At 66.5% G+C, this 17397-nt stretch carries 15 protein-coding genes; 11 read left to right on the top strand and 4 right to left on the bottom strand.

Annotated elements, in window-relative coordinates:
- Positions 1-65 precede the first annotated feature (65 nt).
- Complete coding sequence (locus ACTJK0_RS09765; protein WP_440745013.1) at positions 66-671, bottom strand: malonic semialdehyde reductase; 606 nt, start codon at positions 669-671, stop codon at positions 66-68.
- Between the two features lie 199 nt (positions 672-870).
- Between ACTJK0_RS09765 and ACTJK0_RS09760 the strand changes: the two genes are divergently transcribed.
- Positions 871-2235, top strand: coding sequence for a uracil-xanthine permease family protein (locus ACTJK0_RS09760; RefSeq protein WP_440745012.1), 1365 nt, complete (start codon positions 871-873; stop codon positions 2233-2235).
- 5 nt (positions 2236-2240) lie between these two features.
- Here ACTJK0_RS09760 and ACTJK0_RS09755 read toward each other — a convergent pair whose 3' ends face one another.
- On the bottom strand, positions 2241-3173 hold the full coding sequence (locus tag ACTJK0_RS09755) for an SGNH/GDSL hydrolase family protein (protein WP_440745011.1): 933 nt from the start codon (positions 3171-3173) through the stop codon (positions 2241-2243).
- Positions 3170-4054 carry a GAF domain-containing protein gene (locus ACTJK0_RS09750; RefSeq protein WP_440745010.1) on the bottom strand — a complete coding sequence of 295 codons (885 nt, stop codon included), beginning with the start codon at positions 4052-4054 and terminating at the stop codon, positions 3170-3172. The genes ACTJK0_RS09755 and ACTJK0_RS09750 overlap by 4 nt, the downstream gene beginning before the upstream one ends.
- 269 nt (positions 4055-4323) lie before the next feature.
- On the opposite strand from ACTJK0_RS09750, the gene treS reads away from it, so the two are divergent.
- Positions 4324-6603, top strand: a complete 2280-nt coding sequence (gene treS, locus ACTJK0_RS09745; RefSeq protein WP_440745009.1) for a maltose alpha-D-glucosyltransferase — start codon at positions 4324-4326, stop codon at positions 6601-6603.
- 41 nt (positions 6604-6644) lie between these two features.
- On the opposite strand, the gene ACTJK0_RS09740 is transcribed toward treS, so the two are convergent.
- Entirely contained in the window at positions 6645-7865 is a 1221-nt protein-coding gene (locus ACTJK0_RS09740; protein WP_440745008.1) for an ROK family transcriptional regulator, read from the bottom strand.
- Between the two features lie 192 nt (positions 7866-8057).
- On the opposite strand from ACTJK0_RS09740, the gene ACTJK0_RS09735 reads away from it, so the two are divergent.
- The 9 genes from ACTJK0_RS09735 to ACTJK0_RS09695 all read left to right on the top strand — a co-directional run.
- The gene (locus ACTJK0_RS09735; protein WP_440745100.1) at positions 8058-9149 is read left to right on the top strand and encodes a Gfo/Idh/MocA family protein; all 1092 of its coding nucleotides are present in this window, start codon (positions 8058-8060) and stop codon (positions 9147-9149) included.
- On the top strand, positions 9146-9976 hold the full coding sequence (locus ACTJK0_RS09730) for a hypothetical protein (RefSeq protein ID WP_440745007.1): 831 nt from the start codon (positions 9146-9148) through the stop codon (positions 9974-9976). The genes ACTJK0_RS09735 and ACTJK0_RS09730 overlap by 4 nt, the downstream gene beginning before the upstream one ends.
- Positions 9977-10088: 112 nt before the next feature.
- Positions 10089-11417, top strand: a complete 1329-nt coding sequence (locus ACTJK0_RS09725; protein ID WP_110542301.1) for an extracellular solute-binding protein — start codon at positions 10089-10091, stop codon at positions 11415-11417.
- 12 nt (positions 11418-11429) lie between these two features.
- The gene (locus ACTJK0_RS09720; protein WP_110542300.1) at positions 11430-12392 is read left to right on the top strand and encodes a carbohydrate ABC transporter permease; all 963 of its coding nucleotides are present in this window, start codon (positions 11430-11432) and stop codon (positions 12390-12392) included.
- Positions 12392-13282, top strand: coding sequence for a carbohydrate ABC transporter permease (locus ACTJK0_RS09715; RefSeq protein WP_159634571.1), 891 nt, complete (start codon positions 12392-12394; stop codon positions 13280-13282). Before ACTJK0_RS09720 ends, ACTJK0_RS09715 begins: the two co-directional genes overlap by 1 nt.
- Positions 13283-13323: 41 nt before the next feature.
- A complete protein-coding gene (locus tag ACTJK0_RS09710; RefSeq protein WP_440745006.1) occupies positions 13324-14082 on the top strand; it encodes a sugar phosphate isomerase/epimerase family protein in 759 nt (252 codons plus the stop codon).
- Entirely contained in the window at positions 14079-15206 is a 1128-nt protein-coding gene (locus ACTJK0_RS09705; protein WP_440745005.1) for a Gfo/Idh/MocA family protein, read from the top strand. The genes ACTJK0_RS09710 and ACTJK0_RS09705 overlap by 4 nt, the downstream gene beginning before the upstream one ends.
- 81 nt (positions 15207-15287) lie before the next feature.
- A complete protein-coding gene (locus ACTJK0_RS09700) occupies positions 15288-16454 on the top strand; it encodes a Gfo/Idh/MocA family protein (RefSeq protein ID WP_110542296.1) in 1167 nt (388 codons plus the stop codon).
- Positions 16455-16480: 26 nt separating this feature from the next.
- The coding region (locus ACTJK0_RS09695) for a sugar phosphate isomerase/epimerase family protein (RefSeq protein WP_440745004.1) at positions 16481-17397 on the top strand (917 nt) is incomplete at its 3' end.

The raw sequence follows: 17397 nt of genomic DNA, 5'->3' as shown, positions 1-17397 counted from the left end.
ACGCCCGCTCACCAGAGTGAGCGGGCGTTTGCCGAAAGGACGTCAAAAGTGAGCGGGCGTCAGAGTCAGACGGTGCGGACGGCCTCGTCGTAGGAGAACTTGGGCTTGGCACCGCCCCAGGCGTCGACTCCTGGCTGGCCGATGTTGACCACCAGGAAGCTCTTCTGGTCGCCGGCCGGGAAGAAGGCGGCGTCGATGGCAGCGAAGTCAGCGCCGGTCATCGGGCCGGCAGCGAAGCCGAGCGAGCGGACAGCCAGGATGAAGTAGCCGGCCTGCAGGTGGGCATTGTTGTTACCCGTGGCCGCGGAGAGTTCCGGGTCGGCGTCGTACATGGCCTTGGGGGCGTTGTAGCCGGGGAGGAACTCGTCCCACTTCCCGGCCCAGTCGGTGTCGTAGCTGAGGATGGCCACCAGCGGAGCCGAGGCCGTCTTGGCCTGGTTGCCGCGGGACAGCGCGTCCACCAGGGTGGCGCGCGCTTCGGGCGAGCGCACGTAGGTCACGCGCAGGGGCTGGGAGTTGAAGGCTGTGGGGCCGAACTTGGTGAGTTCATAGATGGCCTGGGCCTGCTCCTCGGTCACCTCGCCGGTGAACGAGTTGGCGGTGCGGGCCTGGGCGAAGATGGCGTCCACGGCTGCCGAATCGATAACCGCTTCTTCATGGGCAATGGTCATTGGCTTACCTTTCGCTGCGCCTCCCCGCAGCGGGGGTGGCCTCTGTGCTTTCCATGGTTGCAACTTCAACTGCTTCGGTCCTCTTCCCGTGACGGCAGGTGACGTTGGCCACAGCGGGCAGCCTGGAGTTACTTGGCGGTACTCTTGACCGAGTTACTCTTTGCCCCCTCGCGGCACCCCCTGAAAGGCATTCCTTCCCATGAGCATGCTCGGAATCAAATGGAAGCTGCACGGCACCGGCAAGACCATCAACCCCGGCCAGGTGGTAGCACCGGACGAGCGCCTGGCCTGGCCCCTGACCATCGGCGTGGGGATGCAGCACGTGGTGGCCATGTTCGGCGCCACGTTCCTGGTTCCCATCATCACCGGGATGCCGCCGGCCACCACGCTGTTCTTCTCGGGTATCGGCACGCTGCTCTTCCTGGTGATCACCAAGGGCCGGGTGCCCAGCTACCTTGGCTCAAGCTTCGCCTTCATTGCGCCCATCACGGCGTCCCAGGCCCAGTTCGGCATCCCCGGCGCCCTGGGCGGCGTGGTGCTCGCCGGCGCAGCCTTGGCGCTGGTGGGTGCCGTGGTGCAGAAGTTCGGCGCCGGCTGGATCAACCGGCTGATGCCGCCCATCGTCACCGGCGCCATTGTGGCGCTGATTGGCCTGAACCTCGCCCCGGCCGCCAAGCAGAACTTCGATGCCGCGCCCATCACCGCCCTGGTCACGCTGGTGACCATCATCCTGGTCAGCGTCCTGTTCCGCGGGATCCTGGGCCGGCTCAGCATCCTGGTGGGCGTGGTGGTGGGCTACCTGGTAGCCATGCTCCGCGGCGAGGTGAAATACGACAAAATGGACGCCGCAGCCTGGGTGGGCCTTCCGCACTTCCAGACGCCTGAGTTCCACATCGGCGTCCTCGGCCTGTTCGTGCCGGTGGTCCTGGTGCTGGTGGCGGAGAACATCGGCCACGTGAAGTCCGTTGCGGCCATGACCGGGCAGAACCTCGACGGCGTCTCCGGGCGTGCGCTGATGGCCGACGGTGCCGCCACCGTGCTGGCAGGCCTCGGCGGCGGGTCCGGCACCACCACGTACGCCGAAAACATCGGCGTCATGGCTGCCACCAAGGTGTATTCGACGGCGGCATACTGGGTGGCCGGCATGTTCGCCATCCTCCTCAGCTTCTCGCCCAAGTTCGGCGAACTGATTGCCACCGTCCCGGCCGGTGTGCTGGGCGGCGCGGCCACCATGCTGTACGGCATGATCGGCATCCTGGGCGTGAAGATCTGGGTGCAGAACAAGGTGAACTTCGCCAACCCGGTCAACCTGACCACCGCCGCAGTGGCCCTGATCATCGGCATCGCGGACTACGCCTGGACCATCGGCGACCTGAAGTTCACCGGCATCGCCCTGGGGTCCGCGGCGGCCCTGCTGATTTACCACGGCATGAAGGCCATTGCGAAGGCACGCGGGACCGTGGCAGAACCCGAAACCGAGCCGGGCATGCTGCCCCCTGCGGCGCAGGCCGCAGCAAGAGCCGCGGCCAAGGCCGCCGGCAAGCGTTCCCCCAGGAAACGCTAGGAATCTCAGGCAACCCTGTCCGTGGGTGCCCCCGTTTCCGGTCCCTGCCGGAGGCTGGCTACCGTGCCGGGCGGGGAGGCCTGGGAGGCGGGGTGTCCGGGAGGAAACGGGCCGGGACGGCCCAGGCCGAACACCGGGACCGGCTGCGGGCGCTTGGCCGTCAGGAGGTCGTCAGCCTGGTGGGGCTGCAGCCGCTTGATCACCCAGGGCACAAAGTACTGCCGCGCCCACACCAGGTCCTCGGCCCGGGCCTGGGTCCACCCATGGGCCGGAAGCGGACGCGGGTGGAGCGGCTTGAGCCCGTGGGCCACGCCCAGGGCGTCGAGGGTTGCCACAGCCACCGAGTGATGGCCCAGTGGTGACAGGTGCAGGCGGTCCGGATCCCACATCAGCGCATGCTGGAGTTCCGGCAGGCACCACAGGTCCACCATGATGGCGTGGTGCCGGACCCCAATCCTGTGGAGGTGCTCGTTGTAGATGGCCACACGGCCGCGGATCTTGCCGAAGACCGGTGTGTTGCCCCAGTCCGGTCCCGCGAACAGGAGCACGGTGGCACCCGTGGCTGAGAGTGTGCCTATGGCCTGGTCGAGCTCTTCTGCCAGCTTGTCGGGGTCGCCCCGTTTGAAAATGATGTCGTTGCCACCGGCGGCCACGGCCACCAGGTCCGGCTTCAGGGACAGCGCAGGAGCCAGCTGCCTGTCCAGGATCTGCTTCAGCAGCATCCCGCGGATGGCAAGGTTGGCGTAGGCGAAGTCCGGATCGCTGGACGCCAGTTCCTCCGCAACCCGGTCAGCCCAGCCCCGGAATCCGCCCAGGCTGTGCGGCTCGGGATCGCCAATCCCTTCGGTGTAGGAATCTCCGAGGGCAACGAACCGGTGCCAGGGGTGCCTGCCCGGTCCTTCCGCAACGGAACGCAGTTCCTGCTTCTCGACGGTCATGCCGTCCTCCCTTCTGCGGCGGACGGAGGTTCCTTCCCCGCCCGGGCATTCCTGCGGGGGGACGTCCCGGTTGGAAAGTCCCGCCCCGCCGCCGACGGCCGCGGCAGCTCCGCCACGCCGTCGTACGTTTCCTGCCGCAGCCCCGGAGGCTGCCCGGCCCCGCGGTCCAGGCCGCCGGAGGCCACAACGTTCAGGGCCGCGTCCCGGAGGTCCAGTTCATGGTGCAGCGCCTGCGTCTGCAGGAACCGCAGCGCGCCCTCCCGCGTCAGTCCGTATTCGTTCATGAGGCTGCGTACGGCCAGGTCCACCAGGACCAGGGAGCTTTGGACGACGGCGAGGCCTGCCGTCGCTTCCGCCCGTCCGGCCACCCGGAGCACAACACGCAGCGCCCGGGCCACCTCGCGTGCGTAATTCCGGCTGTTGACCAGGTCGGCACTGGTAAAGGTGTGCGGCTGTGACGCGTACAGGCTGATCGCGGCGCTGGTGCCGCCCTCGGAGAGGATGGGGACGGCCAGGAGGGACTGGACTCCGTGGGCGGCGGCGGCACTGGAGTAACCCGGCCAGCGGCGGTCCATGGCCAGGTCGGACACCAGGACGAACTCCCCGGTGCGGACTGCCTCCATGACCGGGCCGTCGGAAAACGAACATTGCTCCCGGTCCGCCTCGCGTGCCTGGTCCGTGCTGGCGGCCAGTGCGCGGCCTTTGCCCAGCCGGAAGAGGGTGGCTGCCCAGCCGATGCCGCGCCGGTCGCCGTCGATTCCCACCATCAGGTCATGGGTGACTTCCCAGAGATAGTTTTCGACATCCTTGCTGTCGAAAACCGGCTCCGGGGTAACTGGAAGCGGTCCCCAGCCAACCTGCCCCGTGGGATCAGCGGCCATGTTCCAGCCTTGCTATTAGAGCTCCGGGCCCACTGCAAAACCTGTGCTCTAAGAATACGACCGGATGGGCCGTTGGAGGTGAACAGTGGCGAAACAAGGGGGTTTGGCCGCGTTAGGGGCAGGCGGCGCGNCGCCACCGGCTCCGCTGCACAGTAGCATCGGGAGAGGGAACGCCGAGTAGTCCCTTGTTCGCTTGGGTACCTGTCCTTGAGCAAGGGGTCTTGGAGCATCCATGCCAGCACGGAAACGAGCAAGGGAAAGAGGAGCTTATGCGGGAACCAGATACCAGCGAGCGCACTTCAGAAGCGGATGCACCCGCCGGTAATGGGGAAGTGGAAGCCGGCACCGAGCCGTCAGCGGAGTTGGATGTCAATTTCGACGAACAGTTCTTCGCGGCACGGCCCAAGGCCCTGCGGCCGATCGCGCGCCGGCGCCAGTTCGTAGGCACCAGGCCTTCGTTTGAATTCGACGGGAGGAACGCAGCGTACGTGGAGTGGCTGCGGAACCAGGCAATGCTCGGGGATGCCAACACGCTGGCACGCCAGCTGTCCGGCCAGGCCAGCATGTGGCAGAACTCCTATGCGCATCCAAACCCGCGGGCCGCCGTCGAGCGCGCCTCCGTCTGGTTCACCGCCTACCCGCTGTCCTTCATCACCCGGACGGGGCAGTCGTTCCTTTCGGCCCTGGGTGATCCGGAAATGTGGAAGGCGTTCCGCGAAATCGGGATCCGCGGCATCCACACGGGACCCGTGAAACTCGCCGGCGGCATCAGCGGCTGGTCCCACACACCCAGCGTGGACGGGCACTTCGACCGCATCAGCATGGCCATCGACCCGGTCTTCGGGACGGAAGAGGAATTCCGGCGCATGTGCGAGGTAGCCGCCGAGCACGAAGGCACCGTCATCGACGACATCGTCCCGGGCCACACCGGCAAGGGCGCGGACTTCCGGCTGGCTGAAATGAACTTCCGGGATTACCCCGGGATCTACCACATGGTGGACATCCCGGAGGAGGACTGGCACCTTCTCCCGGATGTCCCCGAGGGCGCCGACTCGGTCAACCTCAGCCCCGACTCCGAGCAGGCGCTGCAGAAGGCCGGCTACATCATTGGCCGGCTGCAGCGCGTTATCTTCTACGAGCCCGGCGTGAAGGAGACCAACTGGAGCGCCACGCGCCCTATCGTTGACACCACCGGCAAGACCCGCCGCTGGGTCTACCTGCACTACTTCAAGGCGGGCCAGCCGTCCATCAACTGGCTGGACCCCACCTTCGCCGGGATGCGCCTGGTGGTGGGCGATGCCCTGCACTCGCTGGTGGACCTGGGCACCGGGGCGCTGCGACTGGACGCGAACGGCTTCCTGGGCGTGGAAAAGAGCGCCGAAGAGCAGCCCGGCTGGTCCGAGGGGCACCCGTTGTCCGAGGCCGCCAACCAGCTCATCGGCTCCATGATCCGCAAGGTGGGCGGGTTCTCCTTCCAGGAACTGAACCTGACCATTGATGACATCAAGGCAACCTCGGAGTCCGGCCCGGACCTCTCCTACGACTTCATCACCCGGCCGGCATACCACTACGCCCTGGTCACCTCGGATACCGAGTTCCTGCGGCTGACCCTCCGCCTGTCCATGGAAATCGGGGTGGACCAGGCCTCGCTGGTGCACGCACTGCAGAACCATGACGAGCTCACCTACGAACTCCTGCACTTCGCCGCGGGCCACCGGGACGAGACGTTTGAGCTCAACGGCGAGGAACTCACTGGCGCCCAGTTGGCCGAACAGGTCCAGCAGACCCTGCGGGACCGCCTGACCGGTGAGAACGGGCCTTACAACGCCGTGTTCACCACGAACGGGATCGCCTGCACCTCGGTGAGCTTCATCATGGCCGCGCTGGGGATCAAGGACCCGGCCACGGTCACCCCGGAGCAGGAAGCCCAGATCCGGGACGTCCACCTGCTGCTGGCCATGTACAACGCCCTGCAGCCCGGCGTCTTTGCCCTTTCCGGCTGGGACCTCACCGGCATTATGGCCCTGGACCGCAGCAGCGTCCGCGAACTCACCTCGCAGGGCGATACGCGCTGGATCAACCGCGGCGCGCACGACCTCATGGGAACCAGCCCGGACGCGACCACCTCCTCAGCGGGGATGCCGCGGGCCCGCAGCCTCTACGGCCCGCTGCCGGAGCAGTTGAAGGACCCCGACTCATTTGCCCGGCGGCTCCAGCGGATCCTTGCCGTGCGTGAGGACAACGGAATCGCCACCGGCACCCTGCTGGACGTTCCGGAGGTCTCCAACCGTGGCGCGCTGGTGCTGGTGAACCGGCTGAAGGACGGCACCCTGCAGGTTACGGCGCTCAATTTCTCCGGGCAGGACATCACCGGCAGCATCCAGTCCAACGAACTGCCGTCCGGCGCCAATGTGCGGGACCTGTTCAGCGGCGAAACCGTCGGCCAGGTGGACGACCTGCACAGCTTCTTCCTGGAACTTCCCGCGTACGGCGGGACGGCGCTGGTCCTGACCGAGGCACCGGAAGCGGAAGCGGCAGAGGAAGCCTAAGGCAATCTGCCGGGTAACGCCGGGGACCACGAGTCCGGGCGTTACCCGGCGATGGCACCCGCCAGCGTGGCCTCGATGACGGCCGGCGAGAGGACATACTGGGTGACCAGCTGGCTTGCGCCCAGGACGCCCGCGTGGCCACCGGCCCGGGAAACGTTGATGCGCAGGTGCGAGGTCGCCAGCGGCGGAGAGCGCCGGTACACCACCTCACGGATGCCTGCCACCAGGTGCTCCCCGGTCTCGCCCACGCTGCCGCCCACCACAATTACGGACGGGTTGAGCAGGTTGACCACCGTAGCCAGCACCTCGCCGATGTCCCGGCCTGCCTGGCGCAACGCCTGGACGGCCTGCAGGTTGCCGTCAGCGGCAAGCCGGAGAACGTCCGCGGCCTTTGCCACCTCCAGTCCCTGGTTCTGTAGGGAACGCACGACGGCGGGCCCGGACGCCAGCGCCTCCAGGCACCCATAGTTGCCACAGGCGCACAGGACCTCCGCACCGCGCGCCACCTGGACGTGGCCAAGGTCCCCTGCGGTACCGTTGGCGCCGCGCTGCAGTTCGCCGTTGCTGATGATCCCGGAGCCAATACCGGTTGCCACTTTCACGAAGAAGAAGTTGGCGTGCTCAGGCCAGTGGGCGGACTGCTCCCCCAGGGCCATGATGTTCACGTCATTATCCACCAGCACATGTACCGGCAGGGAGCGCTGGACGTAGCTCACCACGTCGAATCCGTCCCAGCCCGGCATGATGGGCGGCTTCACCGGCTTCCCGGTGTCGTGTTCAACGGGCCCGGGCAGCCCGATCCCGATCCCGGCAAGCTCCGCGACGCTGCGTCCGGCGGCGGCCAACAGTTCCTTGCCCTGCGCCACCACCTGGTCCAGCACCGCTTCCGGCCCGGCGGCCACCTGTTGCTCCAGCCGGTGTTCGCCTAATATCTTCCCGCCCAGGTCAGTCACTGCCACGATCACGTGCGTGGCACCCACGTCCACGGCCAGCACCAGGCGGGCGGCTGGGTTGAAGGCAAAGCGCGACGGCGGCCTGCCGCCGCTGGAGAGTGCCTCACCTGCCGGCCCCACCAGTCCGGACAGCATCAGTGCGTCGATGCGGGAGGCGACGGTTGAACGGGCGAGACCCGTGCTCAGCGCGAGTTCGGCACGGGTCCGGGCTTTTCCGTCCCGCAGGAGCTGGAACAGGTCCCCGGCACGGGACAGGCTGCCGCCGTCGGCATCTTTTCCGGGCTGTCTCCCCGTGCCTGTAGAAGTCATGCCTAAGTCATAACACTCTTACTTATGGCTGTCACGATTGCAGAAGAATGACGCGCAACAAACAACTTTTGCTTGACGCGCGTCAAAAGTGGTTTTAGGTTGTGACTCAAGGCACATTCGTTCGTCCGATGCCTTCCATCAACGGCAGTTATCCCTGGTCCCTTGAGTCCGCTTACAAAGAGGTAATTGAACTTGTCCCACCACGCAGCGCCAACAGACCGGCCCCTGGGCGTCGGCATCCTCGGCGCCGGACCTGTCACCCAGGCCATCCACCTCCCGGCGCTGGCCCGGCTCCGGAACCTGCTGGAAGTACGGCACATCATGGACGTGGATCCCGCCGTCGCCTCCTCCGTGGCGGCGAGGGTAGGCGCGGCCTCGTCCACCAGCGTTGATCAGCTGCTGGGCGACCCCGGCGTGGACATCGTGGCGATCTGCAGCCCGCATCAGTTCCACGCAGAGCAGGTCATCGCCGCATGCCGGGCCGGTAAGAAAGCGGTGCTCTGCGAAAAGCCCTTCGCCATGGACGCCGGTGAAGCCGGACGCATCTCGGCGGTCAGTGCCGAAACCGGCGTACCGATAGTCGTCGGGGCCATGCACTCCTTCGATCCCGGCTGGCTCGCCGCGGAACAGCACTGGGGCGATCTTCCGGCTCGGGTGCACACGATCCGCTCCTCGATCGTCCTGCCGCCCAACGCCCGCTTCGAGGACTTTGCCACGGAAATCATCACCCGTCCTGTCGCCGGCAACGTGGATTACTCGGACATTGAGGCCATCAAAGGCGCCCTCCAGGGCGGGATCATGGGGCTGGCCATCCATGACCTGCCGCTGGTCCGCCGGTTCACCCCGGACTTCGGCGACGTCGAAGTACTTCACGTGTCCCACGTCCGGCCCTTCGGGTACGCCGTATCGCTGCGCACCCCCACACGGTCCATCGAACTGCGCGCGGTCATGAACAGCACCTGGAAGCCGGAGTGGACCTTCGAGGCGATCGCCGACGATGAGGCGCTCCGCATCGACTTCACCCCGTCCTATGTGCAGGCCGGCTCCGCCGTCGCCACCTTCTCCCGCGGCAGCGAAACCAAGACCTTTGGCCCGTACGGACACAACGGCTATGAAGGCGAATGGCGGGAACTGGCTGAACTGGCCCGCGGAACCCGCCAGGCACCCTCCGCCCAGGCCCTCATCGACGACCTGACCTTCGCCCTCGACATCGCCCGGGCCACGGTGGCGGCCGCCGCGGCAGGGCATGCACCCGCCGCCCATAGGGCAGGAGTTTCCGCATGAGCGGCCAATACACGGTGTCGGCAACCCAGGCCGCACTGAAGGCCGGGGCCGTCACGCAGACCGTGGCTTCACTGCCCGCAACGTTCAAGACAGTCGCGGAAGCCCATGCCGGCACGGCCGACGTGCTGGTGATGGCCGGCGGAGCAGGCTGGACCGCTGACGCCCTCGCCGCCGTCGCGGCCGGCACCCGGGGCATCGTGGTGGTCAACCCGGTTCCTGAGGACACCACGGAACTGGCAGCAGCGGCGAAGACCGCAGGAACCGCCGTGGTCCTTGACCTCCGTTGGGCCTCGAACCCTGCGCTGGTGGCCGGTAACGGCCAGCCGGACGCCCGCGGTGCGGTGCGCAGTGCCATGGGCTCCGCCGCACTGCTCGACAGTGTTGCGGCCTCGACGCCAGGCACCGAACTCCCGGAGCTTCTGGCTGCACACCTTGCCGCCCTGCTGGCCGTCAGCGGGCAGCTGGGGGACGTGCGCGTCATCCGCAGCGACTCCACCGGGTACACCGTCGGCGGCAGGCTGCCCAACGGCGCCCCGTTCACCGCCCAGGGCGTACTCACCGCAGCCCGCCCGGCCGGCGTCGGCATCCACCTCTACACGGCCGATGGCGGCGTGGACGTCCGGGTCCCGGATCCGGACGCCGCGTGGCCCGCCGAAGTCAGGGTCACCGGGGCCCACGGCCAACTTTTGCTTCCCACGCTTTACGAATCCGCCCACCGCTCAGCGTGGCGGCGCCTGAAGGATCACCTTGGCGCCGGAACCCTTCCCGACGATCTGGCCGGGTTCGCCCGGCTGGCCGACCTCTACTCAACCCTCGCTGCCACGTAACCAACCCACCGATACGCAACCGAACAAGCAGTCCAGTCCCACCTCCACTCTCAACGATGAGCAGGACCGCACCAACGGCGCACAGCGCAAGACGGTCCCGAAAGGACACATCATGAACGCAACTTCCGAACAGCGCCGCTCCTTTTCCCGGCGCGGTTTCCTGGGCCTGACGGCTGCCGCAGCGTCCGTACCCCTACTCGCCGCCTGCGGCGGCGGCTCGGCATCGCAGGGAGGCGGCGGGGGCGGGGCCGGCGGCACCGTGAAGTTCTGGGACATGCCCTGGGCGACACCGGCCTACAACGATGCCGCCAAGGGCATCGCGGAAGGTTTCTCCGGTGCCAACGGCGCCAAGGCGAGCTACCAGATCATCCAGTGGAACAACTTCTACCAGACCTTCTCCTCCGCGATCGCCTCCAAGACGGGCCCGGCTGTGTCCACGGGCGGCGGCTTCCAGGCGTTCCAGTTCGAGCAGCAGGGCCAGATCGCCTATGCGGACAAGGTGATCGAAAAGCTGAAGGCCAACGGCCAGTTCGATGACTTCCTGCCCGGCGTGCTGGACCCGTTCAAGTCGGACAAGGGCTACGTGGCCGTTCCCTGGCAGCTGGACATGCGCGTCTTCTGGTACCGCAAGTCGCTGTTCGAAAAGGCCAACGTTGCCCTGCCCACGGACTGGCCGTCGCTGCTGGAAGCCGGCAAGGCACTGAAGAAGGTGGGTGCGTTCGGCTTCACCACCGGGGCGGGCGCGGGCAACAACTACGCCAACCACTCCATGATCATGATGATGGTCAACAACGGCGGCGGTGTCTGGAACAAGGACGGCGAGCTGGACCTGATGAATGACCGCAACGTCGAGGCCATGGAGTTCGTCCTGGAGCTGGTGTCCAACGGCATCGTGGACCCGGCCGCCGTCAGCTACACGACGGACAATATGTCCGCCCAGTGGAAGGACGGGAAAGCGGGCTACGGGCTGTTCCAGGTGAACGTACCGCAGCGCGTGGGCGACACCTCCGGCGACCTCCTGGTGGCGGATCCGATCAAGGGACCGCACGGGGACAAGGCAACAATTGTGTTCCCCAACAACATCATGATGTACACCAACACCCCGTCGCAGGAGGCCTCGGAGGAGTTCCTGGTGTACTATCTGGGCCAGCTGAAGCAGCTGTGGCAGAAGAAGCTGATGTCCGCCCTGCCGGTTTTCAAGTCGATCACCGAGATTCCCGAGTTCGCCAACGACCCCAACAACGTCAAGATCGTCAAGGACTGGCAGCCCATTGCCAAGACCTTCGCGGCCCAGGGCAGCAGGCTCAATGCCAACCTCGCGGCCCTTGACGGCGGGCAGGCACTGAACCAGTTCAGCCAAACCATCATCACCGGCAAGGCCGACGCCAAGACTGCCCTGCAGACCTTCCAGTCCGGCCTCGAATCGGTCCTGAAGAAGTAGGACCGAGCGCCCATGTCCAGCACCACCACCCAGTCCGGCCTAAGCCGGGCCCGCCGGGGGGTTGCCCCCGGCGGGTCCGGGGCCGTCCCCGGAAAACGCAAGAGCAAGCTCTCCGCGCAGGCCACCAGGACGTTCTTCTGGCTCCTGCTCCCCTCCGTGGTCCTCCTTGTCCTGATCCACGGCTACCCGCTGATCTACGCCGCCGTCCAGGCGACGCATGACGGAGACCTGCTCCAGACCGGCAACTTCGTGGGCGGCCAGAACTTCGCCACCGTCCTGACCTCCCCGGCGTTCTGGAAGGCGGCCCAGTTCACGCTGTGGTTCACCATCGTGGGCGTCTTCGGCTCCTGGCTGGTTGGCCTGGGCCTGGCCCTGCTGCTGCGCACCAGGATCCCTGGCCGCAACACGTTCAAGGTCCTGCTCCTCCTGCCCTGGGTGGTGCCCATCGTAGTGTCCTCCACGGCGTGGAACTGGCTGGTGGCCACCCCGGACAGCCTGATCCCGTCGCTGTTCCGGAACCTGGGCATGGGCACCCCGCTCTTCCTGGCGGATCCCACCCTGGCCTCCGTCACCGTCATGGTGTTCAAGGTCTGGGTCAGCTTCCCCTTCATGATGATGATGATCTCGGCCGCCCTGGCCTCGGTGGACACCACCGTTTATGAGGCCGCCAGCATGGACGGGGCAAGCCGCTGGCAGCAGTTCACCCAGATCACGCTGCCACTGATTGCACGCTCCACGTACATCAGCTGGATCCTGATGACCATCTTCTGCGTCAACGACTTCCCCACCATCTACCTGCTCACCGGCGGCGGCCCGGTCAATGCCACCACCTCCCTGGTGGTCCTGGCCTACCGGACCGTGTTCCAGGACTTCGCCACCGGACCCGGCGTCGCCATCGCCTTCCTCATGACCATGACCCTGGTGGTCATCTCGGTCATCCTGTACCGCCAGATCCGAAAGTCGAGCGTCGAATAATGAGCGCAGTCCTTCACGCCCATCCCGAATCCGGTCCCGCCCTTGGCATCGACGCCGGCAAACGGCGGAGGGTCCTGTCCGAAGCGGGCCAGCGCGGCCGCTGGTGGCGCTTCGCCGCGATCCTGATCATCACCGGGATCGTGCTGGTGCCCATCATGGTCACCGTGCTGCTGGCATTCACCCCCGGACCCAACAGCACCGCCACCGGGCTGACTTTCGAGAACCTGGGCAACGTCTTCTCCAAGACCCTGGCCGCCACCTGGCTGAAAAACAGCCTGGTCACCACCCTGTCAACGGTGGTTGTGTCCGTTGCTGTTGCCGCACCGGCCGGTTACGTCCTCTCCCGCGGCCGCAGCAAGGCGGTGTCAGGGTACTCCCTGCTCCTGTTCGTGATGCAGTCCCTCCCCATCATCACCTCGGTGGTCCCACTGTTCATCCTGTTCGCCGGCATGGGCCTGGTGGACAACCTCCTGGGCCTGACCATCATCTACGTGGGCTCCACCATGACCGTCGCCACCTGGATGATGGCCGCCTACTTCGACTCCATCCCCATCAGCCTGGAGGAAGCATCCTGGATCGACGGGTGCTCCGTTTTCGGATCATTCACCAAGGTGGTGCTCCGGAACTCCCTCCCCGGGGTGCTCTCGACGGCGATCTTCGCCTTCCTCCTGGCCTGGAACGACTACCTCGTCGCCATCGTGTTCCTCCGCTCGAACGAAATCTTCACGCTCCCCATGGGCGTGCAGTCCTTCTTCCAGCAGAATGCAACTGACTGGACATCCGTCATGGCCCTCGCGGTGGTGATGATGCTCCCGCCCGTCATTGTCTTCGCCACCCTGAACAAGTACTTCAGCGTCGGCGGCATCGGCGGCTCGCTCGCCGGCCGCTGACCACAGCCCTCAACGATCACCAGAACCGCTAAAGGAAACCAATGTCCTACTCACTGCAGCTTTACACCCTCCGCAACGCCATCTCGGAGGATCTTCCGGGGACCATCAGGAAGGTGGCGGAGATCGGCTTCACCCAGGTTGAGCCTTACAACTTCGTGGCCACCGCCAAGGAACTGGGCGCAGCCCTTAAGGAGAACGGCCTCACCGCACCATCGGGCCATGCACCCTTGATGAGCCAGGACCAGGACGAGATCTTCGCCGCCGCCCGGGACCTCGGCATCAGCACGGTCATTGATCCGTTCCTTCCCGCCGAGCACTGGCAGAAGGCCGAAGACATCCAGGCCACCGCTGCCAAGCTGAACGCCGCCGCGAAGAAGGGCGCCGAATACGGCATCCGCGTGGGCTATCACAACCACGAATGGGAACTGCAGTCCATGATTGAGGGCCGCACCGCCCTGGAGTACTTTGAAAGCCTGCTGGACCCGGAACTGGTCCTGGAGGTGGACACTTACTGGGTGGCCGTGGGTGGCCAGGACCCGGTGGACATCCTCACCAAGTTCGGTGACCGGGTGAAGTTCATCCACATCAAGGACGGCCCCCTGAACAAGGACAACAAGGCGCAGCAGCCGGCAGGCCAGGGCAAGGTTCCGGTCCTGGACGTCATTGCGGCCGCAAAATCCCTGGAGGTGGGCGTGGTGGAGTTTGACGACTACGCCGGGGATATCTTCGAGGGCGTCGCCCAAAGCCTGGCCTTCCTGAACAACAACGCCACCACCGCAGCCGAAGGAGCCAAGGCATGAGCACCCCCGCAGGCAAGCCCGTCCGCAGCGGGCCGGTAGGCGTCGGCGTCATCGGCGCCGGCGTGATCAGCAAGCAGTACCTGGACAACCTCACCGCCTTCCCGGACCTTAAGGTCCACGTCATCGCCGACCTGTTCGAGGACGCGGCCGAGGCACGCGCCAAGGAGTACGGCATCGGCGAGTGGGGCGGTGTGGACAAGGCACTGAACCACCCCGACGTCGAAATCATCGTCAACCTCACCATCCCGGCCGCACACGTGGAAGTGGCCACTGCTGCGGTGAACGCCGGCAAGCACGTCTGGACGGAAAAGCCGTTCAGCCTGGACCGGGAATCCGGGCTCGGCCTGCTCAAGACAGCAGACGCCGCCGGCATCCGGCTGGGCTGCGCACCGGACACCTTCCTGGGCGCCGGCATCCAGACCGCCCTGCGGCTGATCCAGCGCGGCGACATCGGCACGCCGCTGACCGCAATGACCACGTTCCAGACACCCGGCCCGGAGTCCTGGCATCCCAACCCCGCCTTTCTCTTCCAGCACGGCGCAGGCCCGCTCTTCGACATGGGCCCGTACTACCTCACCACCCTGGTCCAGGCGTTCGGCTCAATCCGCAAGGTGGCCGCCGTCGGGTCCAAGGCCAAGGACGTGCGGGTGATCGGTTCCGGGCCAAAGGCCGGCGAAGAATTCACCGTCGAGGTCCCCACCCACGTCTCCGCCATGGCGCAGTTCGAATCCGGCGCGTCCTCGCACAGCGTGTTCTCCTTCGAGTCCCCCCGCACCCGGATGGGATTCGTGGAGATTACCGGGACCGAGGCCACCCTCTCGCTGCCCGACCCGAACTACTTCACTGGTGACATCAAGCTCTGGCGCGCCGGCGACGAAGACTGGACCACCGTCCCGGCCACCGGCCCCGCCAACGGGCGCGGTATGGGTGTGCTGGACATGGCCCGCTCCCTTCGGGCTGGAACAGCGCACCGGGCCACCGGCGAACTGGCGTACCACGTCCTGGACACCATGGTGTCCATCTCCGAGTCCATCGACGCCGGTACGTTCGTGAACGTCGAAAGCTCGGCCCCGGCCTCCACCGCACTCCCCGAGGACTGGGGCCCGGAGTCCGCCACCCTCTGACCGGGACGCCAGCCCGGCACCCACGCAGTAGCCAGCATCCCCAGCACAATCCAGCAAGCAGGAAGCACGCAGGAACGCCTCATGACCACACCCGCACACCCGTCAGAACACCCGGCCTCCCGCCCGTTGGGTGTGGCCGCCATTGGTTACGCCTTCATGGGCAAGGCGCACTCGAATGCGTGGCGGAACGTGGCCAGCTTCTTCGACGTCCCGGCCTTCGAACAAAAGGTCCTCGTTGGCCGGGACGCCGGCGCGGTGGCTGGGGCGGCAGCCAAGTACGGCTGGGCCGAATCGGCCACGGACTGGCGTACTGTGATCACCCGGGATGACATCGACATTGTGGATATCTGTGCGCCCGGCTGGATGCACGCCGAGATCGCCATCGCGGCGCTGGAGGCAGGCAAGCACGTCCTGGTCGAAAAACCCCTGGCCAACACCCTCGCCGAAGCGGAACTGATGACGGCCGCGGCAGCCAAGGCCCGCACCAAGGGCGTCCAGTCGATGATCGGCTTCAACTACCGCCGCGTTCCCGCCCTGTCCCTGGCCCGGGAACTCATCGCAGAGGGACGGCTGGGCACCGTCCGGCACGTCCGCGCCGCCTACCTGCAGGACTGGCTCGCGGACGCCGGGGCCCCCATGACCTGGCGGCTGCGGAAGGAAACCGCCGGGTCAGGCGCGCTCGGGGACATCGCCTCCCACGCCATCGACCAGGTCCTGTTCCTCCTGGGCGACCAGGTCACCGAGGTATCCGGCCGGCTCAACACCTTTGTGGGGCAGCGGCCGGGGTCAGAGGGAACCGAGGACGTCACGGTCGACGACGCCGCCTGGGCCACGCTGTCCCTCGCTTCCGGGGCCATCGCCTCCGTTGAGGTTTCCCGGGTGGCCACCGGAAGGAAGAACAGCCTGCAGATCGAGGTCTACGGGGACAAGGGCAGCCTGCTGTTCGACCTGGAAAACCTCAACGAACTCGGTTTCCTCGACGCCACAGCACCACCCCGCGAACAGGGCTTCCGCCGTATCCTGGTCAACGAACCCGACCACCCCTACCTCGAGGCCTGGTGGCCGCAGGGCCACATCATCGGCTGGGAACACACCTTCACCCACCAGGTCCGCGACTTCCTGCTGGCCATCAAGGACGGAAGCCAGCCCTCGCCGTCGTTCGAAGAGGGACTGAACGTCCAGTACGTCCTGAACGCGGTGGAGGAATCCGCCGCCAACAAGAGCACCCTCACCGTCGTCCGCCACTAACGCCGCATTAGTCAAGGAGCCCCACCATGCCCCGCCCCTTCACCCTCTTCACCGGCCAGTGGGCCGACCTGCCCTTCGAAGAAGTCGCGCGCCTCGCCGCCGGCTGGGGCTACGACGGCCTCGAAATCGCCGTCTCCGGCGACCACCTGGACGCCTGGCGCTGGGACGAACCCGGCTACGTCGACTCCAAACTGGCAGTCCTGGACAAGTACAACCTGAAGGTCTGGGCCATCTCCAACCACCTCAAAGGCCAGGCCGTCTGCGATGACCCCATCGACTTCCGCCACCAGGCCATCGTCGGAGCCAAGGTCTGGGGCGACGGCGACCCCGAAGGCGTCCGCGCCCGCGCCGCCGAGGAACTCAAACACACCGCCCGGCTCGCCAAAGCCCTCGGCGTGGACACCGTCGTCGGGTTCACCGGCTCCTCCATCTGGCAATACGTCGCCATGTTCCCGCCCGTCCCCGAGAAAGTCATCGACGCCGGCTACCAGGACTTCGCCGACCGCTGGAACCCCATCCTGGACGTCTTCGACGAAAACGGCGTCCGCTTCGCCCACGAAGTCCACCCCTCCGAAATCGCCTACGACTACTGGACCACCGTCCGCACCCTCGAAGCCATCGGCCACCGCGAAGCGTTCGGCCTGAACTGGGACCCCTCCCACATGCTGTGGCAGGGCATCGACCCCGTCTCCTTCATCTGGGACTTCAAGGACCGGATCTACCACGTGGACTGCAAGGACACCAAGATCCGCCAAACCGGACGCAACACCGTCCTCGGCTCCCACCTGCCCTGGGGCGACCCCCGCCGCGGCTGGGACTTCGTCTCCGCAGGCCGCGGCGACGTCCCCTGGGAAGCCTCCTTCCGGGCCCTGGCCGCCATCGGCTACGACGGACCCATCAGCATCGAATGGGAAGACGCCGGCATGGACCGCCTCCACGGCGC

Origin of the sequence: Paenarthrobacter sp. 22069, from assembly GCF_052046035.1 — a bacterium.
GTDB lineage: Bacteria > Actinomycetota > Actinomycetes > Actinomycetales > Micrococcaceae > Arthrobacter.
Note: the sequence above shows the minus strand (reverse complement) of the source record. Positions and strands in the feature narration are given on the sequence as shown.